The sequence below is a fragment of the Streptomyces sp. NPDC046866 genome (genome assembly GCF_040704625.1).
GTDB lineage: Bacteria > Actinomycetota > Actinomycetes > Streptomycetales > Streptomycetaceae > Streptomyces.
On the sequence record NZ_JBEYXN010000009.1, the window covers coordinates 35922 to 51178 of the forward strand.

Consider the following 15257-nt stretch of genomic DNA (forward strand, 5'->3'; position numbering starts at 1 on the left):
GACCGCGCAGGCCGCCGGGGGCCGCGCAGGCCGCCGGAAAACCCCTCGGGGATGCCCCCGCGGCGACGTACCCTTGGTACTCCGGAGGTCGTCGATCGGCGCGGCCCCTCAGCAGGAGGTATGTGCAGGCCACAGTGCCGGCCCATGACTCAGACACCCACAGCCCACACCCCCGCCCCGGGGCAGGCGCGAGCCCACTTCACCGTTCCGGCCACCCATCCGATGGTGTCGGTGCTCGGCTCCGGTGACGCCCTGTTGCGCGTGATCGAGAAGGCCTTCCCGAAGGCCGACATCCATGTCCGGGGGAACCAGGTCAGCGCGATCGGCGAGGCGGCGGAAGTCGCACTGATCCAGCGCCTGTTCGACGAGATGATGCTCGTGCTCCGCACCGGGCAGCCGATGACGGAGGACGCAGTGGAACGCTCGATCGCCATGCTCAAGGCGAGCGACAACGGCGACGGTCCCGAGGAGACCCCTGCCGAGGTGCTCACGCAGAACATCGTCTCCAACCGCGGCCGCACCATCCGCCCCAAGACCCTCAACCAGAAGCGGTACGTCGACGCGATCGACCGGAACACGATCGTCTTCGGCATCGGCCCGGCTGGCACCGGCAAGACCTACCTCGCCATGGCCAAGGCGGTCCAGGCCCTGCAGTCCAAGCAGGTCAGCCGGATCATCCTGACCCGCCCGGCCGTCGAGGCGGGGGAGCGGCTCGGCTTCCTGCCCGGCACGCTCTTCGACAAGATCGACCCGTACCTGCGCCCGCTGTACGACGCGCTGCACGACATGATCGACCCGGACAAGATCCCGCGCCTGATGGCCAACGGCACGATCGAGGTCGCGCCCCTCGCATACATGAGGGGTCGCACGCTCAATGACGCCTTCGTGGTGCTCGACGAGGCGCAGAACACGAGCCCCGAGCAGATGAAGATGTTCCTGACCCGGCTCGGCTTCGACTCCAAGATCGTCATCACCGGTGACATCACCCAGGTCGACCTGCCCGGCGGCACCAAGTCGGGCCTGCGCCAGGTCCAGGCCATCCTGGAGGGCGTCCCGGACATCCACTTCTCGATGCTCACGTCCGAGGATGTGGTCCGGCACAAGCTGGTCGGCCGTATCGTCGATGCGTACGAGAAGTACGACGACAGCCGGGAAGGCCGGGTCACCGGGCCCGCCCGGAACGAACACCAGCGGAAGTAGAACCCAGCGCACCATGTCGATCGACGTCAACAACGAGTCCGGAACCGAGGTCGACGAGCGGGCGATCCTCGACATCGCCCGCTACGCGCTCACCCGGATGCGGATCCACCCCCTGTCCGAGCTCTCCGTCATCGTCGTCGACGAGGACGCCATGGAGCAGCTCCACATCCAGTGGATGGACCTGCCCGGCCCGACCGACGTCATGTCCTTCCCGATGGACGAGCTGCGTCCGCCGGCGAAGGACGACGAGGAGCCCCCGCAGGGCCTCCTCGGCGACATCGTGCTCTGCCCCGAGGTGGCCAAGAGGCAGGGCCAGGAGGCCCCGACGCAGCACTCCATGGACGAGGAGCTCCAGCTCCTGACCGTCCACGGGGTGCTGCACCTGCTCGGGTACGACCACGAGGAGCCGGACGAGAAGGCCGAGATGTTCGGCCTCCAGGCGGCCATCGTGGACGGATGGCGCGCCGAGCGCGGCCTGACCGGCCCGTCCCCGGCCCCGACCGTCTCGTGACCGCTCCGCAGCTGATCACCGGAGCGGTCCTGCTGGTGGTCGTCGCCTGGTTCGCGGCGTGCGCGGAGTCGGGGCTCGCCCGGGTCTCGTCCTTCCGCGCGGAGCAGGCCGTACGGGAGGGCCGGCGCGGCAGCGCCAAGCTCCTGCAGGTCGCCGGCGATCCCACCCGGTACCTGAACGTGGCGCTGCTGGTCCGGGTCACCTGCGAGATGGCGGCCGGCGTCCTCGTCACGTACGTCTGCCTCGACGAGTTCGGCGAGAACTGGAAGGCCCTGCTCATCGCGATCGCGGTGATGGTCCTCGTGTCCTTCGTCGCCGTCGGCGTCTCCCCGCGCACCATCGGCCGGCAGCACCCGCTCAACACGGCGACGGCGGCCGCGTACGTGCTGGTCCCGCTCGCCCGCGTCATGGGGCCCGTGCCGCAGCTGCTGATCCTCATCGGCAACGCGCTCACGCCCGGAAAGGGCTTCCGCAAGGGGCCGTTCGCCTCGGAGGCCGAGCTGCGCGCGCTGGTCGACCTCGCCGAGAAGGAGTCGCTGATCGAGGACGAGGAGCGCCGCATGGTGCACCAGGTCTTCGAGCTGGGCGACACGCTGGTGCGCGAGGTGATGGTGCCGCGCACCGACCTGGTGTGCATCGAGCGGTACAAGACGATCCGTCAGGCCACCACGCTGGCGCTGCGCTCGGGCTTCTCCCGGATCCCGGTGACCGGGGAGAACGAGGACGACATCGTCGGCATCGTGTACCTCAAGGACCTGGTCCGCAAGACGCACGTCAACCGGGAGGCGGAGTCCGACCTGGTCTCCACCGCCATGCGCCCGGCCGCGTTCGTGCCCGACACCAAGAACGCGGGCGACCTGCTGCGCGAGATGCAGCAGGTGCGCAACCACGTGGCCGTCGTCATCGACGAGTACGGCGGCACCGCGGGCATCGTCACCATCGAGGACATCCTCGAGGAGATCGTCGGCGAGATCACCGACGAGTACGACCGGGAGCTGCCGCCGGTGGAGGAGCTGGGCGAGGACCGCTACCGGGTCACCGCGCGCCTGGACATCACCGACCTCGGCGAGCTGTTCAAGGTGGATGCCTTCGACGACGAGGACGTGGAGACGGTCGGCGGCCTGCTGGCCAAGGCGCTCGGGCGGGTGCCCATCGCCGGCGCCTCGGCGGTGGTGGAGCTGCCCGACGGGCGGCCGCTGCGGCTGACGGCCGAGTCCCCGGCCGGCCGCCGGAACAAGATCGTGACCGTGCTGGTGGAGCCGGTGGCCCCGGATCCCGTGGAGGATGAGGAGGGCGCATGACGCCGGCCGAGCTGCGCGCTTTCTGCCTGGAGTTCAACGCCGCGGTCGAGGAGTTCCCGTTCAACGCCGAGACCTCGGTGTTCAAGGTGCTCGGCAAGGTGTTCGCGCTCTCCGCGCTGGACGCCGAGCCGCTCAAGGTGAACCTCAAGTGCGAGCCGGAGCTCGCCGTGCGGCTGCGCGAGGAGCACGAGGCGATCGTGCCGGGCTGGCACATGAACAAGCGGCACTGGAACACGGTGACGGCGGGCGGGCCCGGCGCCCTGCCGGACGAGATGGTCCGCGAGCTGATCGAGGACAGCTACGACCTGGTGGTGGCGGGCCTGCCGAGGGCGGAGCGGCTGCGCCTCGACCGGCGCTGACCGCGCTGACCGGCGCTGAGCCCGGCCGCGGGGCAGGCTGGGACGAAGGTCACTGCACCAGGTGACCTTTGGATCGCAGGTTTCTGCTGGTTACAGGCTTATGTTGGGGTCATCGCTCCATGATCATCGGGGGAAGCGGGGGGATGGAGCGCGCGGGCGCCCCGGCGGGGCCGTTGCACGGTCGCACCGGGGCGCTCCCTATGCTTTCGACCATGACCGACACCACCGGGATCAGCCCCGAGGACAGCAAGATCATCACGCTGGCGCGCAGCGCCCGGGCCCGCAACGGCGTGCCCGAGGGTGCGGCCGTCCGGGACGAGACCGGCCGCACGTACGTCGCCGGGACGGTGGAGCTGGCCTCCCTCAAGCTGAGCGCCCTGCAGACGGCGGTCGCCATGGCGGTGGCGAGCGGGGCCGAGTCCCTGGAGGCCGCGGCCGTCGTCAGCGCGGCGGAGGCCGTGGCCGACGCCGACCGGGCCGCCGTCAGCGACCTCGGCGGCCCGGACACCCCGGTGCTCCTGGCCGGCCCGGACGGGACCCTGAAGTCCGCCACCCCGGCCGGCTGACCCCGCCTCCTGCGTCTCCTGCGCCCGCGGCCCCTGCCGCGGCGCGCCCGGTGGCCTAGGCGGTGGCCGGGCCCGCCGTTGCCGCAGGAGCGGCGCGGCCGCGCCGGATGACCATCGCCATCAGTGCGGCCATCGCGCACAGCGCCCCCGAGGCGTACCAGACGAGGTCGTAGGAGCCGAAGACGTCCCGCGCGAGGCCGCCCAGGAAGGCCACCGCCGCGGCGCCGACCTGGTGCGAGGCCAGCACCCAGCCGAAGACGATCGCGCTGTCCTCCCCGTAGTGCTCGCGGCACAGCGCGATCGTCGGCGGCACCGTCGCCACCCAGTCCAGGCCGTAGAAGACGATGAAGAACACCATCGGCGGGTGCACGGACGGCGCCAGCAGCATCGGCAGGAAGAGCAGCGAGACGCCGCGCAGGGCGTAGTAGACGGCCAGCAGCCGCCGCGCCTCGAAGCGGTCGGTGAACCAGCCGGACGCGATCGTGCCGACGACGTCGAACACGCCGATCACCGCCAGCAGTCCGGCGGCCGCCGTCACCGGCATGCCGTGGTCGTGGGCCGCGGGCACGAAGTGCGTCTTGACCAGGCCGTTGGTGGAGGCCCCGCAGATCGCGAAGGTGCCCGCCAGCAGCCAGAACGGGCCGGTCCCCGCCGCCCGGAACAGCACCGCCACCGCCCGCCGGGCCGCGCCCGCCGCCGGTGCGGGCTTCGCGGCGTACGTGCCGCCGTACGGGGCGAGGCCCACGTCGGCCGGGTGGTCGCGCAGCAGCAGCCACACGAACGGGACCACCGACAGTGCCGCCAGCGAGACGGTCACCGCGGCCGGCCGCCAGCCGTGGTGCTCCACCAGCCAGGACAGCAGCGGCAGGAAGACCAGCTGGCCGGAGGCCCCGGCCGCGGTCAGGATGCCGGTGACCAGGCCGCGCCGGGCGGTGAACCAGCGGTTGGTCACGGTCGCCGCGAACGCCAGCGCCATGGAGCCGCTGCCGAGGCCCACCAGCACGCCCCAGAACAGCACCAGTTGCCAGGCGGCGGTCATCCACACCGTGGCCACCGACCCGCCGGAGATGACCAGCAGGGCCACCGCCACCACCCGGCGGATGCCGAAGCGGTCCATCAGCGACGCGGCGAAGGGCGCGGTGAGCCCGTACAGGGCCAGGTTGACCGAGACGGCGGAGCCGATCGTGCCGCGCGACCAGTCGAACTCCTCGTGCAGCGGCTCGATGAGCAGGCCGGGCAGGGAGGCGAAGGCGGCGGCGCCGATGATCGTCACGAAGGTGACGGCCGCGACGAACCAGGCCCGGTGGATGCGTCCGCTGGCGGCGGGCGGGGAGGTCGCGGCGGAGGGGACGTCGCGGGGGCGGTCGCGGTCGCGGAACGGACCGGTCGGGGGCGTGGAGGAGGGGGCTGTCTGCGTCACGCCGTCAGGATCCGGCCACGGGGCCCCGCCACGACAGTGGCCTGACCGACACCCTTCGATATGATCGGGCCATGACCGCCGTCCACCGTGTCGCCGTCCTCGCCCTCACCGGCCTGCTGCCCTTCGAACTCGGCATCCCGCACCGGATCTTCGGCCGCGCCAAGGATGCGCAGGGCCGGCCGCTGTACGAGATCCTGACCTGCGCGCTCGCCCCCGGGCCGGTGCAGACCGACGCCGACTTCGCCATCGCCGTCGAGCACGGGCCCGAACTGCTGGCCACCGCCGACACCGTGGTGGTGCCCGCCTCGTACGAGCTGGGGCCGGTGTACGAGGAGGGCGTCCTGACCGACGAGCTCGCCGCCGCCTTCGCCCGGATCCGGCCCGGCACCCGGCTCGTCTCCATCTGCACCGGCGGCTACGTCCTCGCCGCCGCGGGCCGCCTCGACGGCCGCCCCGCCACCACCCACTGGTTCCACGCCGAGCACTTCCAGCGCCTCTTCCCGGCCGTGCGCGTGGACCCCGGCGTGCTCTACACCGACGACGGGGACGTCCTGACCTCCGCCGGGGTCGCCGCCGGCATCGACCTGTGCCTGCACATCGTGCGCCGCGACCACGGCGCGGGCGTCGCCAACGACGTGGCCCGGCGGACCGTCGTACCCCCGCACCGCGACGGCGGGCAGGCCCAGTTCATCGAGCGGCCCGTGCCGCAGCCGCAGCTGGCCAGCACCGCGAGGGCCCGCGCCTGGGTGCTGGACCGGCTGCACGAGCCGGTGCGGCTGGCCGACCTGGCGAAGCAGGAGTCCATGTCCGTACGGACCTTCACCCGCCGGTTCCGGGAGGAGGCCGGGATCAGCCCCGGCGAGTGGATCGTCGGGCAGCGGGTGGAGCGGGCACGCGACCTGTTGGAGCGGACGGACCTGCCGATGGAGCGGGTGGCGCGGGAGACGGGGTTCGGGACGGCGCAGTCGCTGCGCAAGCACGTCCAGGCCGCGCTGGGGGTGAGCCCGACCGCGTACCGGCGCGCGTTCAGGGCGGCCGCGCCGCACTCTGCCGCCTCCTGATGGGCCATCAGTCGCTGCCGGATGCGCGCATTGACTTCTTCCGCCGCCCGCTCGTGAATGGCCCCACCTCGGCGCGACGGAGAACCCTGGGGGCGGGCAGTGCGAAGAGCGGCGGGCAGCAGGAGATGGTCGGCGGCCCTCGGCCTGGCCGCACTCGCGGCCGCCGCCGGCGGCGCACTGGGCCCTGAGGCATCCGCCGAGGGGGAAGCACCGCCGGGCGAGGTGGAGTTCCCGACGCACTGCCTCCTGCCGCGGGAGACCGGGCAGCCCGCCGCCGACGGGCCGACCACCGCCCGGATCGCCGTCGACAACCCGCAGCCCCGGGCCGGCGACACGGTCACCGTCACCTACCGGGTGACAGGCACCCCCGCCGCCGGACCGCTGTCCACCGGACTCCCGGCCGACGCCCTGGTCCCGACCGGGCGGGTCCTGCTGGGCGGCGCCCAGACCGGCGCGGTCACCGTCGTCGGAGCCGGGCGCCACGACCCGGTCCCGGCCGGAGCCGCCCTGCCCGCCTTCACCATGACCGGCACCTTCACGGCCACCGCCGCCGGCGAGATCACCCTCGCCCCGGGCGGCTACACCCTGCACACCCGGCACGCCCCCGACCTCGACACCGTGTGCACCGCCACCGCCACCGCCACCGGCAGCCCGGTCTCCGCCCGGCTCACCGCGAGCCCGCTGCCCCGGGCGAACCTCCGGTCGGTCGCGCTCGGCGCCGCCGCGGGGAGGCCGGGCGCGCGGGTCGCGGTCACGGGCGCCGGCTTTGCCCCCGGGGCCCCCGTGACGGTGGCCGGCCGGGCCGGGGCCGCCGAGACCGGGGACCGGGTGCGCGCCACGGCGGACGTGCGGGGCGCGTTCCGGGCCGAGCTCCCGGTCACCGACCGGGAGACCACGGCGGTCGTCGCGTACGAGGGCGCGGTCTGGTCCCCGCAGGAGGGCTCGGGCCCGGCGGCGTACACGGTGCTGGACCCGGCCCCCGTACCGGCGGCCGACACGCAGCGGCTGGCGGCGGTGGTGGAGCCGGGCCCGGGCGGGCTGTCGATGAGCCAGGCGGGCGAGGCCATCACCCTCGGCGCGCTCGCGTACGGGGGCGCAGCCGCAGCGCCCGGCCGGATCGGGACCGTCACGGTGGAGGACGCCCGCGGCGGCCCGGCGCGGGCGTGGACGCTGACGGGCGGGGTCACCGAGCTCAGGGGGCCGGACGGCGTCCGCGTCCCGGGGGCGTCGCTGAGCTGGACGCCGCGGTGCACGGCCGCGTCGGGCGGCGGACGCTGCACCGCGGGCAGCGCCGGGCCGGTCGGCCCGCGGGGCGCGGTCCTCGCCACCACGGCCGGCGCCCCGCAGGCCGGCGGCACGTTCACGGTGGACGCGGAGGTCGCCCTGCACATCCCGGCCTACACCCCGCCCGGCGCGTACACGGCGGTCCTCACCCTGACCCTCTCCTGACCGCCTGGTCGGCGCCGGGAGCGGCATCGGGGAGAATGGCCCGTATGAGCGATCGTTCCCCCGAGTCCACCGGCCCGCACCGTGCGGGCTTCGCCTGCTTCGTCGGCCGCCCCAACGCGGGGAAGTCGACCCTGACCAACGCACTCGTGGGCACCAAGGTCGCGATCACCTCCAACCGGCCGCAGACCACCCGCCACACCGTCCGCGGCATCGTGCACCGCCCCGACGCCCAGCTCGTCCTGGTCGACACGCCCGGTCTGCACAAGCCGCGCACGCTGCTCGGCGAGCGGCTCAACGACGTCGTGCGCACCACCTGGGCCGAGGTCGACGTCATCGGCTTCTGCCTGCCCGCCGACCAGAAGCTCGGGCCCGGCGACAAGTTCATCGCCAAGGAGCTCGCGGGGATCAAGAAGACCCCCAAGATCGCCATCGTGACCAAGACCGACCTGGTCGAGTCCAAGCAGCTGGCCGAGCAGCTCATCGCGATCCAGCAGCTCGGCGACGAGCTCGGCATCGAGTGGGCCGAGATCGTCCCCGTCTCCGCCGTCGGCGACAACCAGGTCCGGCTGCTGGCCGACCTGATCGCGCCGATGCTGCCGGAGAGCCCGCCGCTGTACCCCGAGGGCGACCTCACCGACGAGCCCGAGATGGTGATGGTCGCGGAGCTGATCCGCGAGGCCGCCCTGGAGGGCGTGCGCGACGAGCTCCCGCACTCCATCGCCGTCGTGGTCGAGGAGATGATCCCCCGGGAGAACCGCCCGGCGGACCGGCCGCTGCTCGACATCCACGCCAACGTCTACATCGAGCGGCCGAGCCAGAAGGGCATCATCATCGGCCCGAAGGGCTCGCGCCTGAAGGAGGTCGGGATGAAGTCGCGCAAGCACATCGAGGCGCTGCTCGGCACCCCCGTCTTCCTGGACCTGCACGTGAAGGTCGCCAAGGACTGGCAGCGCGACCCCAAGCAGCTGCGCAAGCTCGGCTTCTAGAGCCCGCAGAACGGGCACCCGGCTCCACGGGATTCCGGCGCTTCGGGATCCGGGGCTGCGGGAGCCTGCGCTACGGGAGCCCGCGCTACGGGAGCCCGCGCTACGGGAGCCTGCGCACCTTCACGGTGTTGTCGGCCCGGGTCCCGGCGTGGCCGTCGGGGCTCGTGTGCTCGTGCACGTACTCCTCCGCGCGCAGGACCTCCCACGCGCCCTCGGGCAGCTCCAGCTGGGCGAGGACCTCGTCCGGCGTCGGGAAGTCGATCGCCGGGCGCACCTCCTGCTGCTGCCAGGTGGCCCATCCGCCGTGGCCGACGACCAGCAGGATCCCGCCGGGGGCCACGGCCGCCGCGGCGGTCCGCAGGACCCGGGCCCGGGGGAAGTCGCCGTAGTTGTGCAGGAAGCAGGCCGAGACGAGGTCGAATTCCCCGGCCGGGAAGGACTCGGCGAGGTCGTGCCGGCACAGCTCGATGCGGTCGGCGACGCCCGCCTCGGCGGCGTGCGCGGCGGCCCGCTCCAGGGCCACGCCGGAGATGTCGGTCCCGGTGACCCGCCAGCCCCGGCGGGCCAGCCAGACGGCGTCGGCGCCCTCGCCGCAGCCGAGGTCGAGGGCGCGGCCCGGGGCGAGGCCCTCCACCTCGCGGACGAGGGCCGCGTTGGGGCGGCCGCTCCAGATGCGGTCGCTCTCGCTGTAGCGGGAGTCCCAGAACTCCCGGTCCCCGGAGGGCGTCTCGGCGGGGGTCCCGCCGTGGTGGTGGGAGTGGGCGGGGTCGTGGGCGGTCGTGTGCCGGTGGCGGGGGCTGTGCTCGGACACGGGGGGTGCCTTCCTCTGCTCGGTCGAGGGGTGCCGGACGTGCCCGATGCTGCGCCGCCCGCCGCCGCGGGGCCAAACACCTTTGCCGTTTCGGCAAGCAGCCGCCCGGCCCCGGCCTACGCCCCGGCCGTGCGCCCGTCCGCCGGGGGCTCGGCGATCAGGGCCGTCGCCACCGTGCGGAAGCCGGCCCGGGCGTAGATCCGGGCCACCGCCTCGTCCCCGGCCGAGAGGAAGACCGTACGGGCGCCGCGGGCGAGGGCGTCCGCGACCAGGGCCGAGGTGACGGCGAGGGCCAGGCCGCGGCGGCGCGCGGCCGGAAGGGTGCCGACGCCGGCGACCTCGGCGACGTCGCCGACCGGGTTGTACTGGCCCGAGGCCAGCACCACGCCGTCCTGCACCGCCGCCGCCATGGCCGTCCGGCCCGAGGCCAGCCCCTCGGACACCGCGTCCCGGCGCAGCCCGGCCGCGGGGTCCGCCGCCGCGGCGGCCAGCTCGGCCGGGCCCGCCGCGCCGACGGCGGTCCCCGGTTCGGCGAAGGCCAGCATCGGCACCGTCACCGCGGCCCGCAGCAGCGCGTCGTCCGCGCCGAGGAGGCGGACGTCCGGGTGCGCGGGTGGCTGCGGAGCGGAGGGCTCCAGCACCATCAGCGGGTGCGCGTGCACGTGCAGCCCGGCCGCCTCCACGGCGTCCCGCAGCCAGGGGCTGGTTTCGGCCACCCATTCGAAGGCCAGGGGGACGTCGAGCTCCCGCTGGCGGGCCAGCACGCGCTCCACGTCGGCCGGGCCGACGCCGGAACTGCCGAGGGCGGGCCGCGCGTAGTACGGCCAGCCCGCGCCCTCCCGGACGAAGAGGGTCAGCGGGCCGAAGTCCTCGGCCCGCGCCCCTCCCACACGCGGCACGGTGTCGTAGTACTGCTCGAGCCGGGACAGAAGGGTCGGTGTCATCCGGCCATCCAAGCAAAGCAGCCCTGCTCAGGCACCCTCTTTGAGGACCCGGGTGATCAGGGCCCGCTGGGCGTCCGACAGGTGCGGGTCGTGGCAGGTCACCGTCCGGCCGTCGACCGTGATCCGGTACGAGAACCCGTCCGGTACGCGGGCCCCCGCCGAGGGCGGCGCGGCCGGCCGCAGCGCCAGCTGGGCCAGGGCCCGCCACTCGTCCTCGTCGGGCCGGCCCGAGGTGTCCACCTCGGCCCGGCGCTCGATGCCCGCGAAACCGCCCGTCCGCACCACCAGAATCCGCATGCCCGCCTTTCTACCCCGCTCGCGGCCCCCCAAGGGCCCGCTCAGCCGAGGCCGACCGTCGACCACGCCTTCTGCAGCGCCTGGTGCTCGGCGCCGCCCTCCCCGTACCGGGTGACGGCGGCCGCCGTCGACAGGCGCGCGAAGTCCTGGAAGGTGGCGTCGGAGGCGAGCTCGCCGCCGGTCAGGGTGTCGTACCAGATCTGTCCGGCGCGCTCCCAGGCCTTGCCGCCGAGCTCGGTGGCGGCCAGGTAGAAGGCGTGGTTGGGGATGCCGGAGTTGATGTGCACGCCGCCGTTGTCGCCGGAGGTCCTCACATAGCCGTCCATGGTGGCCGGCTGGGGGTCCTTGCCGAGCTCGTCGTCGTCGTACGCGGTGCCGGGCGCCTTCATCGAGCGCAGCGCGACCCCGCTGACGCCGGGCCCGAGCAGTCCGGCGCCGATCAGCCAGTCGGCCTGGTCGGCGGTCTGGTCCAGTGAGTACTGCTTGATCAGGGAGCCGAAGACGTCGGACATCGACTCGTTCAGGGCGCCCGACTGGCCGTGGTACTCCAGGTTGGCGGTGTACTGGGTGACGCCGTGGGCCAGCTCGTGCCCGATGACGTCCACCGCGACCGTGAAGTCGACGAAGAGCTCGCCGTCGCCGTCGCCGAAGACCATCTGGGTGCCGTCCCAGAAGGCGTTGTTGTAGTCCTGGCCGTAGTGGACGCTCGCATCGAGGGCCAGCCCGGCGCCGTCGATCGAGTGCCGCCCGAAGGCCTTCAGGAACAGCTCGTACGTGGCGCCCAGGCCCGTGTACGCACGGTTGACGCTGGCGTCCTTGACCGGGTCCTGGCCCTCGGCGCGGACCTTCCTGCCGGGGAGCCGGGTGCGGTGCTGGGCGTCGTAGACGGTCCGGCGCGGGTCGTCACCGGCGGGCGCCGCCGCGGTCGGGGCGACGGCGCGGACCGCGGTGATCCGGCGGCGGGTGCGCAGGGCGGCGTCCTGTTCGAGGGTGCGCAGCGCGGCTTCGGCGCGGCGGGCGACCTCGGACCGGGCGGCCCGATCGAGGAGGTGCGGCGGCACGACGGTGCAGAAGACCGGCTGGCGGCGGGTGCGGCCGCGGGAGGGCTCGGAGGCGAAGGTGTGGGAGGCATCCATCCAGGCAATGTGGCAGTGGGTCATGTCGCTGTCACTAGCTGCAACCATGATTCATTCGGTTGTCTGAAAGCGGTCGCGGTGCATTGACGGATCGGCCGGACCTCGGGCGGGTCGGGGAGACGTAACTCACATTTGGTACAAATCGGACACGGGGGTCTTGCATACTGAAACAGGTCCTCGCGTCACGGCGCGGCTCGGCTAGGCTCGGCCCATCATGCGTTTCGGGCTGCTTCTTCTTAGCCGCCGCGGCGAGGGTCTGTAGTCGTAGGCCGACCCCCTCCCCGCGGAGTTTGGTGTTGCGGTTTTTACGACCGGAAGTCGGCCGTCCCAGCGAACTACACGCGGACACGCGAGGAGCCCAGCGTCATGAGCCAGCAGCCTTTTGTCGGTCGCCCCACGCCCATCACCAACGCGACCCACACCCAGCAGCCCTCCGGCATGCCGATCCACAAGTACGGGTTCTACGAGCAGGTCGACCTGCCGGACCGCACCTGGCCCGACGCCCGCGTCACCAAGGCCCCCCGCTGGCTCTCCACCGACCTGCGCGACGGCAACCAGTCGCTGATCGACCCGATGACCCCCGCCCGCAAGCGCGAGATGTTCGACCTGCTGGTGCGCATGGGCTACAAGGAGATCGAGGTCGGCTTCCCGTCCTCCGGCGAGACCGACTACGCCTTCGTGCGCTCCATCATCGAAGAGGGCGCGATCCCGGACGACGTCACCATCTCCGTCCTGACCCAGGCCCGCGAGGACCTGATCGAGCGGACCGTGGAATCGCTGGTCGGCGCCAAGCGCGCCACCGTCCACCTGTACAACGCGACCGCCCCGACCTTCCGCCGGGTCGTCTTCCGCGGCTCCAAGGAGCAGATCAAGCAGATCGCCGTCGACGGCACCCGCCTGGTCATGGAGTACGCCGAGAAGCTGCTGGGCCCCGAGACCGTCTTCGGCTACCAGTACAGCCCGGAGATCTTCACCGACACCGAGCTGGACTTCGCCCTGGAGGTCTGCGAGGCCGTCTGCGACGTCTGGCAGCCCGGCCCCGGCCGCGAGATCATCCTGAACCTGCCCGCCACCGTGGAGCGCTCGACTCCGTCCACGCACGCGGACCGCTTCGAGTGGATGGCCCGCAACCTGACCCGCCGCGAGCACATCTGCATCTCCGTGCACCCGCACAACGACCGCGGCACCGCCGTCGCCGCCGCCGAGCTGGCCCTGATGGCCGGCGCCGACCGCATCGAGGGCTGCCTGTTCGGGCAGGGCGAGCGCACCGGCAACGTCGACCTGATCACGCTGGGCATGAACCTGTTCTCGCAGGGCATCGACCCGCAGATCGACTTCTCCCAGATCGACGAGATCCGCCGCACCAGCGAGTACTGCAACCAGATGCCGGTCCACCCGCGCCACCCCTACGCGGGCGACCTGGTCTACACGGCCTTCTCCGGCTCCCACCAGGACGCCATCAAGAAGGGCTTCGACGCCATGGAGGCCGACGCGGCCGCCCAGGGCAAGACCGTCGACGAGATCGAGTGGGCCGTCCCGTACCTGCCCATCGACCCCAAGGACGTCGGCCGCTCCTACGAGGCCGTCATCCGGGTGAACTCGCAGTCCGGCAAGGGCGGCATCGCGTACGTCCTGAAGAACGACCACAAGCTGGACCTGCCGCGCCGCATGCAGATCGAGTTCTCCCGGATCATCCAGGCCAAGACCGACGCCGAGGGCGGCGAGATCACGCCGAAGGCGATCTGGGACATCTTCTCCGACGAGTACCTGCCCAACCCGGAGAACCCGTGGGGACGCATCCAGCTGCGCTCCGGCTCGACGGCCACCGACAAGGACGGCACCGACACGCTGACCGTCGAGGCGGTCGTGGACGGCGTGGAGACGGTCCTGAGCGGCACCGGCAACGGTCCGATCTCGGCCTTCTTCGACGCGCTGGCCGGCATCGGCGTCGACGCCCGCCTGCTGGACTACACCGAGCACACGATGAGCGAGGGCGCCTCGGCCGTCGCGGCCTCCTACATCGAGTGCGCCATCGACGGCCGCGTCCTGTGGGGCATCGGCATCGACGCCAACACCACGCGCGCCTCCATGAAGGCCGTCATCTCCGCAGTCAACCGCGCGGGTCGCTGATCCACCGGACACCTGACACCGCGCTGCCCCGCCCCCTCGCCCGCCGCGGCACGGGGGGCGGGGCAGTGCCGTTCCCGCCTTCCCGCCTGCACGGCGCGCGCCGGGACGGGGGGCGGGCGGCCCGGGGAGGGGCGGGGGCGCAGACCGGCCAACTGCGCACGGCGGAGCATGTTGTCTTGTCACACGACTGACGAAGCCTCACCGATGTGGCTAACATCACGCCAACCCGGGTGCCGCTGCCCGGGCTTCCCGCCCGCGCCCGCAGGGGCGGCGGGGGAGTTACGGAGGTGCGACGTGCTGCCAGTTCGGGGTGGGGACGGCCGGAAGCTGACGTTCTGGGGCATCCGCACCACGTGGAACACCGTGGCGGACGGGGAGTTCTTCTGCCCCGACTGCGGCGGCGACCGCAACTACCGCCGGCGCACGGGGCGCCGTCGGTTCACCGTCCTCGGGGTGCCGCTGCTGCCGCGCGGCGAGGCCGGCCCGGTCGTGGAGTGCCAGGGCTGCCGAGAACGCTTCGACACCGAGGTCCTCGACCACCTCACCACCACCCGCTTCTCGGCGCTGCTGCGCGACGCCGTGCACACCGTTGCCCTGGCCGTGCTGGCGGCGGGCGGCACCTGCGCGCGCGGGGCGCTGGACGCCGCCGTGTCGGCCGTACGGGCAGCGGGCTTCCAGGACTGCACGCAGGAGCAGCTGGAGTCCCTCGTGGAGGCCCTGGGCCGCGACCAGGGCCGGCTCGGGCTCTACGACGCCCCCGACTGCTGCGGCGCGGCGCTGGCCATCGAGCTCCACGAGGCGCTGGAGCCGCTCGCCCCGCACCTGGTGGGCCCCGGCCGGGCGTCGATCCTGCTCCAGGGAGCCCGGATCGCCCTCGCCGACGGCCCCTACACCCCGGCCGAGCGGGAGGTGCTCGCCACGGTCGGTGCGGCCCTGCGCATCGGCTCCGACGAGGTGAGCCGGCTGCTCTCGGCGGTCAGCGCACCCTGAAATGCGGCCGAAACCCGGCAGTAACGGCCTCTGAAGAGGTAACAATCCGGCCTCGCCGGGCTGAATTCTCGCCATTCGAGGGCCGCTCCGGCGTCG

Annotated in this window: 15 protein-coding genes; 10 read left to right on the plus strand and 5 right to left on the minus strand. The window is 73.1% G+C overall.

The features are described 5' to 3' along the window. Window positions 1–144 precede the first annotated feature (144 nt). The 5 genes from AB0953_RS15750 (at window position 145) to AB0953_RS15770 (ending at window position 3937) form a co-directional block, all read left to right on the plus strand. Window positions 145–1200 (plus strand): PhoH family protein, encoded by a 1056-nt coding sequence (locus tag AB0953_RS15750; protein WP_366860013.1) that lies wholly within the window; start codon window positions 145–147, stop codon window positions 1198–1200. Window positions 1201–1213: 13 nt separating this feature from the next. Next, window positions 1214–1711, plus strand: a complete 498-nt coding sequence (gene ybeY, locus AB0953_RS15755) for an rRNA maturation RNase YbeY (RefSeq protein ID WP_366860014.1) — start codon at window positions 1214–1216, stop codon at window positions 1709–1711. Beyond that, window positions 1708–3012 carry a hemolysin family protein gene (locus AB0953_RS15760; protein WP_366860015.1) on the plus strand — a complete coding sequence of 435 codons (1305 nt, stop codon included), beginning with the start codon at window positions 1708–1710 and terminating at the stop codon, window positions 3010–3012. The genes ybeY and AB0953_RS15760 overlap by 4 nt, the downstream gene beginning before the upstream one ends. After that, complete coding sequence (locus AB0953_RS15765; RefSeq protein WP_366860016.1) at window positions 3009–3371, plus strand: MmcQ/YjbR family DNA-binding protein; 363 nt, start codon at window positions 3009–3011, stop codon at window positions 3369–3371. The genes AB0953_RS15760 and AB0953_RS15765 overlap by 4 nt, the downstream gene beginning before the upstream one ends. 212 nt (window positions 3372–3583) lie before the next feature. Then, window positions 3584–3937 carry a cytidine deaminase gene (locus AB0953_RS15770; protein ID WP_366860017.1) on the plus strand — a complete coding sequence of 118 codons (354 nt, stop codon included), beginning with the start codon at window positions 3584–3586 and terminating at the stop codon, window positions 3935–3937. A 55-nt stretch (window positions 3938–3992) separates the two neighbouring features. Here the strand turns inward: AB0953_RS15770 and AB0953_RS15775 are convergent, their stop codons facing one another. After that, window positions 3993–5246 carry an MFS transporter gene (locus AB0953_RS15775; protein WP_366860231.1) on the minus strand — a complete coding sequence of 418 codons (1254 nt, stop codon included), beginning with the start codon at window positions 5244–5246 and terminating at the stop codon, window positions 3993–3995. A gap of 182 nt (window positions 5247–5428) precedes the next feature. Here AB0953_RS15775 and AB0953_RS15780 point away from each other — a divergent pair, with 182 nt between their 5' ends. The 3 genes from AB0953_RS15780 (at window position 5429) to era (ending at window position 8853) form a co-directional block, all read left to right on the plus strand. Next, window positions 5429–6418 carry a helix-turn-helix domain-containing protein gene (locus tag AB0953_RS15780; RefSeq protein WP_366860018.1) on the plus strand — a complete coding sequence of 330 codons (990 nt, stop codon included), beginning with the start codon at window positions 5429–5431 and terminating at the stop codon, window positions 6416–6418. A 99-nt stretch (window positions 6419–6517) separates the two neighbouring features. Then, window positions 6518–7867 carry a beta-xylosidase gene (locus AB0953_RS15785; RefSeq protein ID WP_366860019.1) on the plus strand — a complete coding sequence of 450 codons (1350 nt, stop codon included), beginning with the start codon at window positions 6518–6520 and terminating at the stop codon, window positions 7865–7867. 44 nt (window positions 7868–7911) lie between these two features. Next, window positions 7912–8853, plus strand: coding sequence for a GTPase Era (gene era, locus AB0953_RS15790; protein ID WP_366860020.1), 942 nt, complete (start codon window positions 7912–7914; stop codon window positions 8851–8853). A gap of 100 nt (window positions 8854–8953) precedes the next feature. On the opposite strand, the gene AB0953_RS15795 is transcribed toward era, so the two are convergent. The 4 genes from AB0953_RS15795 to AB0953_RS15810 form a co-directional block, all read right to left on the minus strand. Next, on the minus strand, window positions 8954–9664 hold the full coding sequence (locus AB0953_RS15795; RefSeq protein WP_366860021.1) for a class I SAM-dependent methyltransferase: 711 nt from the start codon (window positions 9662–9664) through the stop codon (window positions 8954–8956). A 116-nt stretch (window positions 9665–9780) separates the two neighbouring features. Continuing rightward, a complete protein-coding gene (locus AB0953_RS15800) occupies window positions 9781–10608 on the minus strand; it encodes a GNAT family N-acetyltransferase (protein ID WP_366860022.1) in 828 nt (275 codons plus the stop codon). 27 nt (window positions 10609–10635) lie between these two features. Further along, window positions 10636–10905, minus strand: a complete 270-nt coding sequence (locus AB0953_RS15805) for a protealysin inhibitor emfourin (protein ID WP_366860023.1) — start codon at window positions 10903–10905, stop codon at window positions 10636–10638. Between the two features lie 41 nt (window positions 10906–10946). Then, the gene (locus AB0953_RS15810) at window positions 10947–12041 is read right to left on the minus strand and encodes a M4 family metallopeptidase (RefSeq protein WP_366860024.1); all 1095 of its coding nucleotides are present in this window, start codon (window positions 12039–12041) and stop codon (window positions 10947–10949) included. A 366-nt stretch (window positions 12042–12407) separates the two neighbouring features. Between AB0953_RS15810 and leuA the strand changes: the two genes are divergently transcribed. Continuing rightward, window positions 12408–14171, plus strand: a complete 1764-nt coding sequence (gene leuA, locus AB0953_RS15815; RefSeq protein ID WP_366860025.1) for a 2-isopropylmalate synthase — start codon at window positions 12408–12410, stop codon at window positions 14169–14171. 294 nt (window positions 14172–14465) lie between these two features. Further along, window positions 14466–15161 (plus strand): TerB family tellurite resistance protein, encoded by a 696-nt coding sequence (locus AB0953_RS15820; RefSeq protein WP_366860026.1) that lies wholly within the window; start codon window positions 14466–14468, stop codon window positions 15159–15161. Window positions 15162–15257: the final 96 nt, after the last annotated feature.

What these genes read in the sequence shown, in the direction of transcription:
- AB0953_RS15800 (WP_366860022.1), bottom strand. Translation starts at nt 10,608, where the DNA reads ATGACACCGACCCTTCTGTCCCGGCTCGAGCAGTACTACGACACCGTG.
- era (WP_366860020.1), top strand. Translation starts at nt 7,912, where the DNA reads ATGAGCGATCGTTCCCCCGAGTCCACCGGCCCGCACCGTGCGGGCTTC.
- AB0953_RS15770 (WP_366860017.1), top strand. Translation starts at nt 3,584, where the DNA reads ATGACCGACACCACCGGGATCAGCCCCGAGGACAGCAAGATCATCACG.
- AB0953_RS15765 (WP_366860016.1), top strand. Translation starts at nt 3,009, where the DNA reads ATGACGCCGGCCGAGCTGCGCGCTTTCTGCCTGGAGTTCAACGCCGCG.
- ybeY (WP_366860014.1), top strand. Translation starts at nt 1,214, where the DNA reads ATGTCGATCGACGTCAACAACGAGTCCGGAACCGAGGTCGACGAGCGG.
- AB0953_RS15805 (WP_366860023.1), bottom strand. Translation starts at nt 10,905, where the DNA reads ATGCGGATTCTGGTGGTGCGGACGGGCGGTTTCGCGGGCATCGAGCGC.
- AB0953_RS15780 (WP_366860018.1), top strand. Translation starts at nt 5,429, where the DNA reads ATGACCGCCGTCCACCGTGTCGCCGTCCTCGCCCTCACCGGCCTGCTG.
- leuA (WP_366860025.1), top strand. Translation starts at nt 12,408, where the DNA reads ATGAGCCAGCAGCCTTTTGTCGGTCGCCCCACGCCCATCACCAACGCG.
- AB0953_RS15810 (WP_366860024.1), bottom strand. Translation starts at nt 12,041, where the DNA reads ATGGATGCCTCCCACACCTTCGCCTCCGAGCCCTCCCGCGGCCGCACC.
- AB0953_RS15750 (WP_366860013.1), top strand. Translation starts at nt 145, where the DNA reads ATGACTCAGACACCCACAGCCCACACCCCCGCCCCGGGGCAGGCGCGA.